Source organism: Xanthobacter flavus (assembly GCF_017875275.1).
Lineage (GTDB): Bacteria > Pseudomonadota > Alphaproteobacteria > Rhizobiales > Xanthobacteraceae > Xanthobacter > Xanthobacter flavus_A.
Genome location: NZ_JAGGML010000001.1, coordinates 4,922,171 through 4,937,038, shown reverse-complemented (window position 1 = coordinate 4,937,038; position 14,868 = coordinate 4,922,171). Strand labels below are relative to the sequence as shown.

Below are 14,868 nucleotides of genomic sequence, written 5' to 3'. Positions count from 1 at the left end.
CATCGCCCCCGCTTTGGCCAGTGGGGACCGGGATGGCGGCTGGTCGCGGTGGGTTTTGGGCGGCGAAGACCGCCGCTAGTAGCCGGGCGCCACCGCGCCCCCTCTCCCCTTGCGGGAGAGGGCGGGGTGAGGGGTATCGTCCCCTTTGACCCAAAGCCCGGGAAAGCGGCGCCAGCCCCCTCACCCGTCTCGCGGCAAAGCCGAGATCCTCTCCCCTCGAAGTCGGCTGTTGCCGACTTCGACCCTAAAGACTCGAACTCGGCAAAAGCCGAGTTCGAGGGGAGAGGGGAAAATACCGGGATCCGCCTGTCCTCAGCCCGCCGCCCGCGCGATGGCGAGGAAATCTGCGGCCTTCAGGCTGGCGCCGCCCACCAGCGCGCCGTCCACGTCAGAGACGGCGAGGAGGGCGGCGGCGTTGTCCGGCTTAACCGAGCCGCCGTAGAGGATGCGGATGCCGTTGGCCTCCGCGCCGAAGCGTTCGGTGAGGATATGGCGGATGGCGCCGTGCACCTCGGCCACGTCGTCGGTGGTGGGGGTCCGGCCGGTGCCGATGGCCCAGATGGGCTCGTAGGCGATCACGAGGTTCGCCGCCGTCGCGCCCTCCGGCACGGACTGGCGCACCTGCCGCGTCACCACGGCGCAGGCCTCGCCGGCGTCGCGCTCCACCAGCGTCTCGCCGACGCAGACGACGGGCAGCAGGCCCGCCCGCCACGCCGCCTTCACCTTGGCCTTGATGATGGCATCGCCTTCCTGATGGTCGATGCGGCGCTCGGAATGGCCGAGAATCACCGCCACCGCGCCGGCATCGCGCAGCATCTCGGCGGAGATGTCGCCAGTATGGGCGCCGCTCTCGGCCGGATGGCAGTCCTGCCCGCCGATCATCAGCTGCGTGCCCGCGACATCGGAGGCGAACGCGCCGATGAGCGTAAAGGGCGGACAGATCATGGTTTCCGCGGAAATACCGGCAAGGCCGGCCGCCACAGCCCGCAACTCGGACTTGGCTGCACGCAGGCCGTTCATCTTCCAGTTGCCTGCGATCAGCGGGCGGCGCTCGGCCGTCATGTCGGTTCCTCCAGGGTTTGAAACAGCAGCATGGCTCACGTAGGGCCTCACCTACCAGAGCGGTGCGCCCGCTGGAAAGGGGTGCGACCATGCGCCGTTGCGAGGCCCCCTCCCCCTCCCTATGATGCGCCGCTTCCGCGCCGGGGCCTCCGGCGCTCTTTGAACGAATGAGCGATGGTCCTTCAGACACTCCGCAAGGGCGCCTCCGGCTGGGTCGCCAAGATTTTCCTCGTCGTGCTCACCCTCAGCTTCGTGGTGTGGGGCATCGCCGACGTGTTCCGCGGCATGGGCGCGTCATCTGTCGCGAGCGTTGGCGGCACGGAGATTTCGGCCCAGGTGTTCCGCCAGGAGTATCTCGACCAGCTCCAGCGCATCAGCCGTCAGGCTGGTCGCGCGATCACGCCCGAGCAGGCCCGCGCCTTCGGGCTTGACCGGCAGGTGCTGAACCAGATGATCGCCGACGCGACGCTGGACGCCGAGGCGGCCCGCCTCTCCCTCGCCGTGTCCGACGCGCAGATCGCCCGCGAGATCGCCGAGAATCCGAACTTCCGCGCGCCCGGCGCCAAGGCGTTCGATCCCGCCTATTTCCAGCAGTTGCTGCGCTCCAACGGCCTGACGGAGCAGCGCTACGTCGCCAGCGAGAAGCAGCGGCAGGTGCGGGACCAGCTGTTGCAGTCGCTCGGTGCCGGCGTTTCCGTGCCGCAGGTGCTGCTGGAGGCGGTCAACCGGTTCGAGGGCGAGACCCGCACCGCCTCCTACATCCGCGTGACGCCCGCCGCCGCCGGCACCCTGCCTGCGCCGACCGAGGAGGCGCTGCGCACCTATTTCGATGCGCACAAGCTGACCTTCCGCGCGCCCGAATACCGCAAGATCAGCGTGCTCGCGCTCACTCCCGCCACCCTCTCGGCCGGAATCACCGTGACCGACGAGGAGGCCAAGGCCGAGTACGACCGCACCCTCGCCCGCTTCGGCAAGCCGGAGATGCGCGAGGTGCAGCAGATCGTCTTCACCAACGCCGCCGATGCCACGGCCGCCGAGGAGAAGATCAAGGGCGGCGCGACCTTCGCCGACATTGCTGCGGCCCGCGGCCTGACACCCAAGGACACCGACCTCGGCCTCGTCGCCAAGTCGGCCATCCTTGATCCGAAGATCGCCGATGCCGCCTTTTCCCTCGCCGACGGCGCGGTGAGCGCCCCGGTGGAGGGCCGCTTCGGCACGGCGCTGGTGCATGTCACCAAGATCGTGCCTGGCGCCTTCCAGCCGTTCGAGCTGGTGAAGCCGCAGGTCGTCGCCGAGCTGCAGCTGGACCGCGCCAAGCGCATCATCCTCGACATGCACGACAAGGTGGAGGACGAGCGCGCCTCCGGCGCCACGCTCGCGGAGACCGCGCAGAAGCTCGGCCTCAAGCTCGCGAGCTACGACGTGGACCGCTCCGGCCGCGATACGGCCGGCGCCGCCGTGGACGTGCCCGGCGGCGCGGACGTGATCTCCGGCGCCTTCGCAGCCCAGCCGGGCGTCGAGACCGACACGGTGCAGCTGCCGCAGGGCGGCGGCTTCGTGTGGTACGAGACCGCCGCCATCACCCCCGCCCGCGACCGCACCTTCGAGGAGGCCAAGGAGGCCGTGACCGCCCGCTACACCGAGGCGGAGACCGAGAAGGCGGTGGAGGCCAAGGCGAAGGAACTGCTCGACAGGGCCAAGGCCGGCACGCCGCTCGCCCAGGTCTCGGCCGAGGCCGACATCCCGCTCCAGATCGCCGAGGGGCTGCGCCGCGGGCGCGCCGAAGGCCCGTTCAGCGCCGAGAGCGTGACCTCCGTGTTCGACGTGAAGGACGGCGGCTTCGGCATCGCCCTCGGATCGCCCGAGCCGGACCGAATCGTGTTCCAGGTGACCAAGGTCGAGATTCCCCAGCAGATGCCGCCGGACACCAGCCGCGTCACGCAGGAGCTGTCGCGCCAGCTGGAGAACGACGTGCTGGTGCAGTACCTCGGCGCCATCCAGAAGGAGCTGGGCGTGAAGATCAACGAGCGCCTGTTCGCCCAGGCGGTCGGCGGCAGCCCGGCGAACTGAGGCCGGCCCGTGAACGCACCCACCGACTTCGACCTCTTCGCCTCGCGCTATATGCGGGGCGAGGCTCAGGTGGTCTCCACCACCCTCGTCGCCGATCTTGAGACGCCGGTCTCGGCCTTCCTCAAGCTCGCCGGCGACCAGCCCAACGCCTTCCTGCTCGAATCCGTCGAGGGCGGGCAGGCGCGCGGGCGCTATTCCATGATCGGGATGAAGCCCGATCTCATCTTCCGCGCCTCCGGCGACCTCGCCGAGATCAACCGCACGCCGGACGCCGACAAAACCGCCTTCGTGCCCTGCGGGGAGCCGCCGCTGAAGGCCCTGCGCACGCTGCTGGCCGAATCCGCCATCGAGCTGCCGGAGGGCGCCCCGCCCATGGCGGCCGGCGTGTTCGGCTATCTCGGCTACGACATGGTGCGGCAGATGGAGAAGCTCGGCCCCGCCAAGCCCGATCCCATCGGCGTGCCCGAGGCGCTGCTCATCCGCCCCACCGTGATGGTGGTGTTCGACGCCGTGAAGGACGAGCTGACCGCCGTTACCCCCGTGCGGGCGAAGGAGGGCGTCTCGCCCCGCGCCGCGTGGGAAGCGGCGCTGGAGCGGCTCGACCAGGTGGTGGCGGACCTCGACCGCGCCATCGCCCACCCCGCCCCCGAGCCGTTCCACGGCGAGGTCTCGCAGGTGTCCAACACCGGCGCAGAGGAATTCTGCGCCATGGTGGAAAAGGCGAAGGACTACATCCGCGCCGGCGACATCTTCCAGGTGGTGCTCTCCCAGCGCTTCGAGAGCCCGTTCACGCTGCCGCCCTTCGCCCTCTACCGGGCGCTGCGGCGGGTGAATCCGGCGCCGTTCCTCGTCTATCTCAACTTCGACGGCTTCTCGGTGGTGTGCTCCTCGCCGGAGATCCTGGTGCGGCTGCGCGACGGCAAGGTCACCGTGCGCCCCATCGCCGGCACCCGCAGGCGCGGCGCCACCCATGCCGAGGACGAGGCGCTGGCGGCCGAACTGCTCGCCGATCCCAAGGAGCGCGCCGAGCATCTGATGCTGCTCGACCTCGGCCGCAACGATGCCGGCCGCGTCTCCCGCGTCGGCACGGTGAAGGTGACGGATTCCTTCTTCATCGAGCGCTACAGCCAGGTCATGCACATCGTCTCCAATGTGGAAGGCGCCATCGACAAGCGCTTTGACGCGGTGGACGCGCTGGCGGCGGGCTTTCCGGCCGGCACGGTCTCCGGCGCGCCCAAGGTGCGGGCCATGGAGATCATCGACGAGCTGGAGAGAGACAAGCGCGGCATCTATGCCGGCGCCATCGGCTATTTCGGCGCCAATGGCGAGATGGACACCTGCATCGTGCTGCGCACGGCGGTGGTGAAGGACGGGCGCATGTTCGTCCAGGCCGGCGCCGGCATCGTCTACGACTCGGTGCCCGACAGCGAGCAGCAGGAATGCGTGAACAAGGCCAAGGCCCTGTTCCGCGCCGGCGAGGAAGCCGTCCGCTTCGCCGCCCGCGCCGGGAAGGGGCAGTGAGGGGATGGGGATGACACGTCGCGAGCGATGGTGAAGCGGGAGCAGCCCTGACTCCCTCTCCCCTTGCGGGAGAGTGCCGGGGTGAGGGGTTCGCGCCGCTTGCACGAGGGCCGGGACGGCTGAGCCGCCCCCTCACCCCCGACCCCTCTCCCGCAAGGGGAGAGGGGAGCTACGCGAGTTACCTGCCCATCACCATTGACCGTCCGTCATTCCTCGCCTTAACACCCGCTATTCCCGCTAAAGCGGCGCGGGGCCGGAGTTCCAGATGTCCGCCACCCAGGTTTCGGCCAATCCCTCCCCGAAGGTCACGCTGATCGATAATTACGACAGCTTCACCTACAACCTCGTCCATTATCTGGGCGAACTCGGCGCCACCGTCACCGTCCACCGCAACGACACCGTGAGCGTGGAGGACGTGCTGGCCGAGAAGCCCGACGCCATCGTGCTCTCCCCCGGCCCCTGCACGCCCAACGAGGCGGGCATCTGCCTCGATCTCATCGCCAAGGCGGGGGACACCGTGCCGATGTTCGGCGTGTGTCTCGGCCATCAGGCCATCGGGCAGGTGTTCGGCGGCGACGTGGTGCGCGCGCCCTCCCCAATGCACGGCAAGATGAGCGAGATTCTGCACGAGGGCAAAAGCGTCTTCCGCGGGCTCAACCATTCCTTCCAGGCGACGCGCTACCACTCGCTGATCGTCGAGCGGGACACCCTGCCGGACGCGCTGGAAGTCACGGCCCACACCGGAGACGGCCTCATCATGGGCCTCGCCCACAAGAGCCTGCCCATCCACGGCGTGCAGTTCCATCCCGAGAGCATCGCCTCGGAGAACGGCCACGCGCTGATCCGCAATTTCCTCGAGATCGCCGCCGCCTTCAACGCGCAGAAGGCCAAGGGCTGAGAACGGGGACGAGGACACACCATGGACCAGTTCAAACCCCTGCTCGGCAAGGTGGCCACCGGCGCAAGCCTCAGCCGCGACGAGGCCGCCTTCGTGTTCGACCGCATGATGTCCGGCGAGGCGACGCCCTCCCAGATGGGCGCGCTGCTCATGGGCCTGCGCGTGCGCGGCGAGACGGTGGAGGAGATCGCGGGCGCGGTCTCCGTCATGCGCGCCAAGATGCTGACCGTGGAAGCCCCGGACGAGGCGGTGGACGTGGTGGGCACCGGGGGCGATGCCTCCGGCTCCTACAACATCTCCACCTGCGCCAGCTTCATCGTCGCGGGCGCCGGGGTGCCGGTGGCGAAGCACGGCAATCGGGCGCTCTCTTCCAAGTCCGGCGCGGCGGATGTGCTCTCCGCGCTGGGCGTGCGGCTGGATCTTGATCCGGCCGGAATCTCCCGCTGCATCGGCGAGGCCGGCATCGGCTTCATGTTCGCCCCCTCCCACCATCCGGCCATGAAGCATGTGGGCCCGACGCGGGTGGAGATGGGCACGCGCACCATCTTCAACCTGCTCGGCCCGCTCTCCAATCCGGCCGGCGTGAAGCGGCAGATGGTGGGTGTGTTCGCGAAATCCTGGATCGTGCCCCTAGCCGAGGTGCTGAAGGCGCTGGGCTCGGAGAAGGCGTTCGTGGTCCACGGCTCGGACGGGCTCGACGAGATCACCATCTCCGGCGGCACCGACATCGCCGTGCTGGAAGACGGCCGCATCCACACCTTCACCCTCAATCCGGAAGATGTGGGCCTTTCCCGCGCCCCGGCCGAGGCGCTGAAGGGGGGCGATGCCGCCTACAATGCCGCCGCCCTGCGCGCCGTGCTGGACGGCGCCCCCGGCGCCTATCGCGACGTGGCGGTGCTGAACGCCGCCGCCGCGCTCGTGGTGGCCGGACACGCGAAGGACCTCACCGAGGGCGTCGCCTTGGCGCAGACGAGCCTCGATACGGGCTCCGCCCGCGCACGGCTGGAACGGCTCGTCACCCTCTCCGCCTCTCTCGCCCCGGAGGCCGCGCAATGAGCGACATCCTCACCAAGATCGAGGCCTACAAGCGCGAGGAAATCGCCGCCGCCAAGAAGGCCCGCCCGCTGGCGGAGATCGAGGCCGCCGCCCGCTGCGCGCCCCGGGTGCGGCCCTTCGCCGGGGCCATCGAGCAGAGCCTCTCGGAAGGTCGCACCGCGCTGATCGCCGAGATCAAGAAGGCCAGCCCCTCCAAGGGCCTGATCCGCGCGGACTTCGATCCGCCGTCGCTTGCCCGCGCCTACCAGCGCGGCGGCGCCACCTGCCTCTCGGTGCTCACCGACACGCCGTCCTTCCAGGGCGCGCCGGACTATCTGAAGGCCGCCCGGACGGCGGTGAGCCTGCCGGTGCTGCGCAAGGATTTCATGTACGACACCTACCAGGTGGCGGAAGCCCGCGCCTGGGGGGCGGACTGCATCCTCATCATCATGGCCGGCGTGGACGACGCCCTCGCCCGCGACCTCGCGGATGCGGCGGCAGCGTATGGCATGGACGCCATCGTTGAAGTCCATGACGACGCCGAGCTGGACCGCGCGCTGGCGCTGCCCTGCCGGCTCATCGGCATCAACAACCGCAATTTGCGCACCTTCGAGACCACGCTCGAAACCTCCGAGCGCCTCGCGCCCCGCGTGCCGAAGGATCGCATCGTCATCGGCGAGAGCGGCATCTTCACGCCGGCCGACGTTGCGCGGCTGGCGCAGGTGGGCATCGGAACCATCCTCGTCGGCGAGAGCCTGATGCGTCAGGAGGATGTCGCATCCGCGACGTGCCAGCTGCTCGCCGGCTAGGCTTGCCGTATACGTGAAGTTACGCCTTAATACGTGAGGCGGCCCGAGAAGAGGCCGCAGCACCGGCCCCTGCGTCGCCGGTGCCTCACGGGAGGAACAGCTTCATGAGGACCACGCTTTTCACGGCGCTCGCCGCCGCCCTTCTCGCCACCCCCGCCTTCGCGGCCGACCCGACGGGCCTGTGGCAGACCCCCACCCGCAGCGGGCAGGTGGAAATCTCCAAATGCGGCGCCAGCCTCTGCGGCCGCCTCGTGTCCTCGGAAGGGCTGAAGGCCGATCCGGCGCTGAAAGACGTGAACAATTCCAACGCCTCGCTGCGCGGCCGGGCGCTGAAGGGCCTCACCATCCTCACCGGTTTCTCCGGCGGGCCACAGGAATGGACCGGCGGCAGCATCTACAATGCCGAGGACGGCAAGACCTATTCCGGCACCATCACCATGGACGGCGACAACACGCTGAAGCTGCGCGGCTGCGTGGTCGTTCCCCTCTGCAAGACGCAGGTGTGGACCCGCCTGCGCTGAGCGCCGACCCGCGCCGGCAACACAGCCTTTCCGCCGCCCTGCGGCTGCGGCGGTGGACAGGCGCCGCCGCGGACGCCATCTTCCCGTCCGACATCGAATCCGGGAAGACCGCGACGGCCATGGCCAGCCTGACCCATCTCGACGACCAGGGCGCCGCCCGCATGGTGGACGTCTCCGACAAGGACGCGACCACCCGCGAGGCGCTCGCCGAGGGCCGGGTGGCGATGGCACCGGAGACGCTGGACCTCATCCTCTCCGGCAACGCCAAGAAGGGCGACGTGCTGGGCGTGGCGCGCATCGCCGGCATCATGGCCGCCAAGCGCACCCATGAGCTGATCCCGCTCTGCCATCCGCTGATGCTGACCAAGGTGGAGGTGGAGGTGGTGCCCGACCCCGCTTTGCCCGGCCTTCACGTCACCGCCCGCGCCAAGGTCACGGGCCAGACCGGCGTGGAGATGGAGGCTCTGACCGCCGTCTCCGTCGCCTGCCTCACCATCTACGACATGGCCAAGGCCGCCGACCGCGGCATGCGGATCGAAGGCATCCGCCTCTTGGAAAAATCCGGCGGCCGCAGCGGCCATTTCCGCGCCGACGCCGGAGCGGCCTGAGCCTTTTCCGCTAATCACAGCACGTCCAGAGTGAGGGAGCCGCGCCATGGCGCTCATGACCGTCGAGGAGGCCACCGCGCTCATCACCCAGGGCGTCGTCGCGCTCGGCATCGAGGAGGTGCCGGTGCAGGCCGCCGCCGGCCGCGTGCTGGCGCGCGATCTCGTGGCCCGCCGCACCCAGCCGCCGGCCGACATGTCGGCCATGGACGGCTATGCCGTGCGCGGCGCCGACATCGCCGAGACACCCGCCCACCTGACGGTCATCGGCGAATCCGCCGCCGGCCGGCCCTTCGCGGGCACGGTGAGCACCGGGCAGGCCGTGCGCATCTTCACGGGCGCGGTGGTGCCGGAGGGCGCCGACACGGTGGTGATCCAGGAGAACGTCACCCGCGAGGGCGACACCATCACCACCACGGCGCCGACCGCAGCGCTCCGGAATGTGCGCAAGCGCGGCTGCGATTTTTCCGAAAGCACGCCTGGCCTCTTTGCCGGCCGCCGCCTGACCGGACGCGACATCATGCTCGCCGCCGCTATGGACCATGCGACGCTGCCGGTCGCCCGCCGCCCGCGCGTCGCGCTGCTGCAGACCGGCGACGAACTCGTGCTGCCGGGCCAGGGCACCGGCAAGGACAGCGAGATCGTTGTCTCCAACGCCTTCGGCCTCGCCGAGCTGGCCCGCCGCGCCGGGGCGGAGGTGACCGACCTCGGGCTCTTCAAGGACGATCTCGCCGCCATCCGGGCCGTGGTGGCGCGGGCGCTCTCCGGTGAATTCGATCTCGTGGTGTCCTCGGGCGGCGCCTCGGTGGGCGATCATGACCTCATGGCGCCGGCGCTGAAGGCCGAGGGGGTGGACCTCTCCGTCCACAAGATCGCGCTGCGCCCCGGCAAGCCGCTGATGTTCGGCCATCGGGGCGATGTGCGGGTGCTGGGGCTGCCCGGCAATCCGGTCTCCTCCCACGTCTGCGGGATGATCTACCTCGTCCCCCTCGTCCGCGCGCTCCAGGGCGATTCCCGCCCCGGCCCCGAGACCGTGCCGGCGCGCCTCGCAGCCAACCTGCCGGCCAATGACGTGCGGCGGGATTTCATGCGCGCCACCCTCGAACGCCGGCCGGACGGCACGATCCACGCCACGCCCTCACCCTCGCAAGACAGCGCCATGCTGAGCATTCTCGCTGCCGCCGACTGCCTTCTGGTGCGCCCGCCTTTCGCGCCCGAAGGCCGCGTCGGCGATGCGTGCGAGATTATTCTCCTCGACGATTGAGCGCTTAACGGGGCCTTCACCACTTGCGGAACACAAAAGGAACAGATAAAGACTGTTCATGATTTGTTTCGCGGCGCACCGGGCTGGATGCGCCTGAAATCGGGACCGGCCAGAGGCGCTGGCTCCAGACGGTGCGTGCAAGGAACGGGGCCAGGGAATGCTCACTCGGAAGCAATACGACCTTCTGCGCTTCATCCATGAGCGGCTGAAGGAAACCGGTGTTCCCCCCTCCTTCGACGAGATGAAGGAGGCTCTGGACCTGCGCTCCAAGTCCGGCATCCATCGTCTGATCACCGCTCTGGAAGAGCGCGGCTTCATCCGCCGCCTGCCCAACCGCGCCCGCGCGCTGGAAGTGGTGCGCCTGCCCGACAGCGTGGCGCCGGGCCTTGCCTCCGCCCGCTCGGCGGGGCGTGGCTTCTCCCCGTCCGTCATCGAGGGCAGCCTCGGCAAGGTGCGCCCGGTGCCCGAGGATGATGAGGCGGGCCAGGTGGTCTCGGTGCCGGTCATGGGCCGCATCGCCGCCGGCACGCCCATTTCCGCCATCCAGAGCCGCAGCCACACCCTGAACATCCCGCCCGAGATGCTGGGCAGCGGCGAGCATTTCGCCCTTGAGGTGCGCGGCGACAGCATGATCGAGGCCGGCATCCTCGACGGCGACACGGTCCTCATCCGCAAATGCGATTCCGCCGACACCGGCGACATCATCGTCGCGCTGGTGGACGACGAGGAAGCCACCCTCAAGCGCCTGCGCAAGAAGGGCGCCTCCATCGCGCTCGAGGCCGCCAATCCGGCCTATGAGACGCGCATCTTCGGTCCCGACCGCGTGCGCATCCAGGGCCGCCTCATCGGCCTCATGCGCCGCTACTGATCCTTATTTCTCCTGCGGGAGATCCGGAACGGGGTGAGGGGCGCGGCGGTCCACGCTCAACGGGCGCCTGCGCTTTCCTGAAGGCGTTGCCCCTCACCCCGACGCTTTGCCGGCATGTCACGGAGCCATTGCATCCGCCTGCGGATCGCCGGCATCGGCGGCGCCGGGTTCGGATGCGGGCTCCGGCGGCAAGGGCGCCATCCAGGGGCGGGATACGGCGGCCTTCCGGCTTGGCTCGGCGACGAGCGTGCCATCGCGGAGGGAGAAGGCGAGCGTTCCCGTCCGCACCAGCTTTTCCAGCGTCAGCACGTCCGCCGGGCACGCGCGCGGTGGGGCATCGCGGGTGACAACCATGCGGGAATTCAGGCAATCCGCCTCCAGGCTTTCGGCACGTCGGGACACGGCGATGGTGCCGCCGCCGGGCAGCGGCGCAGTGCAGCCCAGGGGATCGCAGGTGAAGCCGGCGGCAAGGTCCCTGGTTCCGGCCGTGCGGCGGTCCCCCTCCCGCGTCAGCCACTGCTCCACCACCAGCTTCTGGCCGGAGGCGCCGAGCACCGAGAGGCGTCCGTCCGGCATCCGCACCGCCACCGTCTGCGCATCGGGCGCGACGAGGAGATCCGGCCTCATCGGCGCACCCGCGACCAGTCCCGCGATGCCGAGGGGAACCAGCGCCGCGAGGGTGAGCACACCCCGCAGCAGGCAGAGGGCCAGCAGCGCGAGGGACAGCCACAGCAATGTTCCGGCGCCGATGAAGGCGGCGCGGACGTCGGCGCCCGGCAGGGTACCCACCCAGTCGGACACCGCCGTCATGATCTCGATGCCACGCCCCATCACGGGCCAGGCGAGATGATCCCAGCCGAACGGCATCAGCAGCACGCCCGCAAGTCCCGCCGGCATCACCAGGAAGGACACGGCCGGCATGGCCGCGAGGTTGGCGAGAAGCCCGTAGGGGGCAACCCGCTGGAAATGGAAGATGCCGTAGGGTGCCGTCGCAAGGCCCGCCACCAGCGAGGTGAGCGCCGTTCCCGCCACCAGCACCGCGACCCAGGAGACCACCGCCCCGGCGATCCCGTCCGGCCGGGGGATCGCCCGCAGGGGCTGCAGCCGCTCATAGGCGGCGACGAGGGCGAGGGTGGCGGCGAACGACATCTGCGTACCCGGATCCAGCGCCGCCTCCGGCGTCAGCGCCAGCACCAGCACCGCCGCGACACCCACCGACCGCAGCGAGAGGGACGGTCGCCCCACCATCACGCCGGCCAGCACCAGTCCGGTCATGACGAAGGAGCGCTGGGCCGGCACGTCATTGCCCGACAGCACGAGATAGAAGGCGCTGCCGGAAAGCGCGATCAGCGCCGCCATGGACTTGATGGGCCACGCCAGGGCCAGCCCCGGCACCAGCGCCAGCACGCCCCGCGCCAGCGCAAACAGGGTGCCGGCCACCAGCGCCATGTGCAGGCCGGAGATGGAGAGGATGTGCGAGAGGCCGGACACCCGCATGCTCTCCTCCACCGCATGGGGAATGCCGGAGCGGTCGCCCGCCACCAGCGCTACCGCCACCTCCGCCGGCACGCCGGAAAGCGAGGCGCGGATGCGGGCCGACAGGCTCTGGCGCACCCCGTCGAGCGCCATGGCGAGGCGCACGGACAAGGGCGGGTCGCGCGCCGGCGCCGCCTTCGGCCGGCCGAGCCCGTAGCCGATGGCGCCGATGCCCTGAAACCACGGCGCGCGACCGAAATCATGGGCACCCGGCATGGCGGGGCCGGAGGGCGGCAGCAGCTGGGCGAGCTGCGTCACATGGCTTCCGACCGGCGGCGCCCAGCCCTTGCGCAGCGAGAGCCGCACCAGCGCCGGCGCCGTGGCGAGCCCGCGCACGGCATTGCCATCGAGCCGCAGCAGGATGCGGTCGCCGGTGGTGCGCCGTTCCACCCGCTCGATAAAGCCGGAAAGGCGCACCGGCGTCTTAGGCGGAACGATCGTTTCGTGGGCGATGAGCGCCGTCCGCGCCCCGCCCGCCGCAAAGCCGGCGACAGTGGCGAGAAGCACGGACGTTAGGGCGAACATCACCGGCCGCGCCCGCGCCGCCACCGCCGCCCCCGCCAGCAAGGTCACCAGAACAAGGCTGGCGGCCAGCGAGGGTTCAGTGGAGGCGCCGAAATACAAGAGAATCCCGGCGGCAAAGGCGGCCGGCAGCCACAGGATCAGCCGGCCGGATGCGGCCTCGGCCGCCGCGTCGTGGGCGATGCGGGCGGTCAGCGCGTCGGCGAGGCGGAGAAGCCCGCGCGCGGAGGGGAGCGGGAGCGTCCGCGCGCCCGCCCGTGATCCCGCCCGCGCGTGCCCCGAAGCCCGCTCGTCCATCCCCGCCCGCCCGGGGCACGGCCGGGCCGCGCCTGCCCCCGTGTTCCTTGTGCCCCGCCTCTATGCTACACGGGCGCCTCCCGCGCGCCATGTGGCTCGGTTTGCGTTCCGCAGGGCTGCCGCACGCGCGTTTCCCGTCCAAGCGGACCCAAGCCCGCCGAGCCCCGCCCGATGTCGCAGATCGTCACCCGCTTCGCCCCCTCGCCCACCGGCTTCCTGCATATCGGCGGGGCGCGCACGGCGCTGTTCAACTGGCTCTATGCCCGCCACACCGGCGGCAAGATGCTGCTGCGCATCGAGGATACGGACCGCCAGCGCTCCACCAAGGAAGCCATCGAGGCCATCCTCGAAGGCCTTTCCTGGCTGGGCATCGAGTGGGATGGCGATCCCATCTACCAGTTCGCCCGCGCCGAGCGGCATCAGGCCGCGGTGGCGGAGATGCTGGCGAAGGGCAACGCCTATCGCTGCTACGCCACGCCCCAGGAGCTGGACGAGATGCGCGAACTGGCCCGCAAGGAGGGCCGCCCGCCGCGCTATGACGGCCGCTGGCGCGACCGCGCCCCCTCCGAGGCGCCGGCGGACCGCGCCCCCGTCATCCGCCTGCGCGCGCCGCAGGAGGGCGAGACGGTGATCGACGACATGGTGCAGGGCACCGTGACCTTCCCCAACAAGGATCTCGACGACCTCGTGCTGCTGCGCTCGGACGGCACGCCCACCTACATGCTGGCCGTGGTGGTGGACGACCACGACATGGGCGTCACCCACGTCATCCGCGGCGACGACCACCTCACCAACGCCGCCCGCCAGACGCAGATCTACCGGGCGCTCGGCTGGGACGTGCCGCGCATGGCGCATATCCCGCTCATCCACGGGCCGGATGGCGCCAAGCTCTCCAAGCGCCACGGCGCGCTCGGCGTCGATGCCTATCGCGACATGGGCTATCTGCCGGCCGCGCTGCGCAACTATCTCGTGCGCCTCGGCTGGAGCCATGGCGACCAGGAGGTGTTCTCCACCGAGGAGATGGTCGAGTTCTTCGATCTCGACAAGGTCGGCCGCTCGGCCGCGCGCTTCGACTTCGCCAAGCTCGAAAGCCTCAACGGCCATTACATGCGCGCCTCCAGCGATGCGGAACTGCTCGCCGCCATCGACGCGCTGGTGCCCTACCTGCCCGACGCCGAGCACCGCCTGCCGCGCATGACCGACACGCGCCGGACCCAGCTCGCCGCCGCCATGCCGGGCTTGAAGGAGCGGGCGAAGACGCTGGTCGAACTGCTCGACAATGCCGAGTTCATCTTCGTCGAGCGGCCCATCCCGCTGGATGAGAAGGCGACGACCCTGCTTTCGCCCGAGGCCCGCGCCCATCTCGCCCGCCTCGTGCCGCTGCTGGAAGCCGTGGAGTGGACCGCCGCCGCCACCGAGGCCGTGGTGCGCAGCTATGCCGAGGCGCAGGGCGTGAAGCTCGGTGCCGTCGCCCAGCCGCTGCGCGCCGCGCTCACCGGCAAGTCCACCTCCCCGCCGGTGTTCGATGTGCTGAGCGTGCTCGGGCGCGAGGAGAGCCTCGGCCGGCTGAAGGACCAGATCGCGGAGGCTGTGGCTTGAAGGCGGCCGCCGTCACCGTCGCGCTGGATCTGAAGGGGCTGAAATGCCCCCTGCCCGCCCTGCGCACCCGCAAGGCGCTGGCGCAGTCGGCGGCGGGCACGCGGCTCGTCGTCACCTGCACGGACCCCATGGCGGTGATCGACATCCCCCATCTCGCGCACGAGACGGGCGCGGTGCTCGAAAAACAGGAGGTCGAGACCGGCCTCCTAACCTTCGTGCTGGTGAAGGCGTAGCGCTGCCTCGCTCAGGCGCCGCGCGGGC

At 70.3% G+C, this 14,868-nt stretch carries 13 protein-coding genes; 11 read left to right on the top strand and 2 right to left on the bottom strand.

Features of this window, described 5'->3' with window-relative positions:
* Positions 1–312 precede the first annotated feature (312 nt).
* A complete protein-coding gene (gene tpiA, locus J2126_RS23130; protein ID WP_209489128.1) occupies positions 313–1,062 on the bottom strand; it encodes a triose-phosphate isomerase in 750 nt (249 codons plus the stop codon).
* Between the two features lie 174 nt (positions 1,063–1,236).
* On the opposite strand from tpiA, the gene J2126_RS23125 reads away from it, so the two are divergent.
* From J2126_RS23125 to lexA, 9 genes are all read left to right on the top strand, one after another.
* Positions 1,237–3,132 carry a peptidylprolyl isomerase gene (locus tag J2126_RS23125; RefSeq protein WP_209489127.1) on the top strand — a complete coding sequence of 632 codons (1,896 nt, stop codon included), beginning with the start codon at positions 1,237–1,239 and terminating at the stop codon, positions 3,130–3,132.
* A gap of 51 nt (positions 3,133–3,183) precedes the next feature.
* Positions 3,184–4,653, top strand: coding sequence for an anthranilate synthase component I (trpE, locus tag J2126_RS23120; RefSeq protein ID WP_209490495.1), 1,470 nt, complete (start codon positions 3,184–3,186; stop codon positions 4,651–4,653).
* Between the two features lie 265 nt (positions 4,654–4,918).
* Entirely contained in the window at positions 4,919–5,551 is a 633-nt protein-coding gene (locus J2126_RS23115; RefSeq protein ID WP_209489126.1) for an anthranilate synthase component II, read from the top strand.
* Positions 5,552–5,572: 21 nt separating this feature from the next.
* Positions 5,573–6,607 carry an anthranilate phosphoribosyltransferase gene (trpD, locus tag J2126_RS23110; protein WP_209489125.1) on the top strand — a complete coding sequence of 345 codons (1,035 nt, stop codon included), beginning with the start codon at positions 5,573–5,575 and terminating at the stop codon, positions 6,605–6,607.
* Entirely contained in the window at positions 6,604–7,395 is a 792-nt protein-coding gene (gene trpC, locus J2126_RS23105) for an indole-3-glycerol phosphate synthase TrpC (protein ID WP_209489124.1), read from the top strand. The genes trpD and trpC overlap by 4 nt, the downstream gene beginning before the upstream one ends.
* 104 nt (positions 7,396–7,499) lie before the next feature.
* Positions 7,500–7,916 carry a DUF2147 domain-containing protein gene (locus J2126_RS23100; RefSeq protein ID WP_209489123.1) on the top strand — a complete coding sequence of 139 codons (417 nt, stop codon included), beginning with the start codon at positions 7,500–7,502 and terminating at the stop codon, positions 7,914–7,916.
* Between the two features lie 119 nt (positions 7,917–8,035).
* A complete protein-coding gene (moaC, locus tag J2126_RS23095) occupies positions 8,036–8,524 on the top strand; it encodes a cyclic pyranopterin monophosphate synthase MoaC (RefSeq protein WP_209489122.1) in 489 nt (162 codons plus the stop codon).
* A gap of 46 nt (positions 8,525–8,570) precedes the next feature.
* A complete protein-coding gene (locus J2126_RS23090; protein WP_209489121.1) occupies positions 8,571–9,785 on the top strand; it encodes a molybdopterin molybdotransferase MoeA in 1,215 nt (404 codons plus the stop codon).
* A gap of 157 nt (positions 9,786–9,942) precedes the next feature.
* Complete coding sequence (gene lexA / locus J2126_RS23085; RefSeq protein ID WP_168457927.1) at positions 9,943–10,653, top strand: transcriptional repressor LexA; 711 nt, start codon at positions 9,943–9,945, stop codon at positions 10,651–10,653.
* 117 nt (positions 10,654–10,770) lie between these two features.
* Here the strand turns inward: lexA and J2126_RS23080 are convergent, their stop codons facing one another.
* Entirely contained in the window at positions 10,771–13,008 is a 2,238-nt protein-coding gene (locus tag J2126_RS23080; RefSeq protein WP_209489120.1) for a ComEC/Rec2 family competence protein, read from the bottom strand.
* 171 nt (positions 13,009–13,179) lie between these two features.
* On the opposite strand from J2126_RS23080, the gene gltX reads away from it, so the two are divergent.
* Together gltX and J2126_RS23070 are read left to right on the top strand one after the other, a co-directional pair.
* Positions 13,180–14,607, top strand: a complete 1,428-nt coding sequence (gltX, locus tag J2126_RS23075) for a glutamate--tRNA ligase (protein ID WP_209489119.1) — start codon at positions 13,180–13,182, stop codon at positions 14,605–14,607.
* Complete coding sequence (locus J2126_RS23070; RefSeq protein ID WP_209489118.1) at positions 14,604–14,840, top strand: sulfurtransferase TusA family protein; 237 nt, start codon at positions 14,604–14,606, stop codon at positions 14,838–14,840. The genes gltX and J2126_RS23070 overlap by 4 nt, the downstream gene beginning before the upstream one ends.
* Positions 14,841–14,868 lie beyond the last annotated feature (28 nt).

Bases quoted from the DNA above. Each gene is read 5' to 3' on its own strand.
- tpiA (WP_209489128.1), bottom strand. From the start codon at position 1,062: ATGACGGCCGAGCGCCGCCCGCTGATCGCAGGCAACTGGAAGATGAAC.
- J2126_RS23125 (WP_209489127.1), top strand. From the start codon at position 1,237: ATGGTCCTTCAGACACTCCGCAAGGGCGCCTCCGGCTGGGTCGCCAAG.
- trpE (WP_209490495.1), top strand. From the start codon at position 3,184: ATGCGGGGCGAGGCTCAGGTGGTCTCCACCACCCTCGTCGCCGATCTT.
- J2126_RS23115 (WP_209489126.1), top strand. From the start codon at position 4,919: ATGTCCGCCACCCAGGTTTCGGCCAATCCCTCCCCGAAGGTCACGCTG.
- trpD (WP_209489125.1), top strand. From the start codon at position 5,573: ATGGACCAGTTCAAACCCCTGCTCGGCAAGGTGGCCACCGGCGCAAGC.
- trpC (WP_209489124.1), top strand. From the start codon at position 6,604: ATGAGCGACATCCTCACCAAGATCGAGGCCTACAAGCGCGAGGAAATC.
- J2126_RS23100 (WP_209489123.1), top strand. From the start codon at position 7,500: ATGAGGACCACGCTTTTCACGGCGCTCGCCGCCGCCCTTCTCGCCACC.
- moaC (WP_209489122.1), top strand. From the start codon at position 8,036: ATGGCCAGCCTGACCCATCTCGACGACCAGGGCGCCGCCCGCATGGTG.
- J2126_RS23090 (WP_209489121.1), top strand. From the start codon at position 8,571: ATGGCGCTCATGACCGTCGAGGAGGCCACCGCGCTCATCACCCAGGGC.
- lexA (WP_168457927.1), top strand. From the start codon at position 9,943: ATGCTCACTCGGAAGCAATACGACCTTCTGCGCTTCATCCATGAGCGG.
- J2126_RS23080 (WP_209489120.1), bottom strand. From the start codon at position 13,008: ATGGACGAGCGGGCTTCGGGGCACGCGCGGGCGGGATCACGGGCGGGC.
- gltX (WP_209489119.1), top strand. From the start codon at position 13,180: ATGTCGCAGATCGTCACCCGCTTCGCCCCCTCGCCCACCGGCTTCCTG.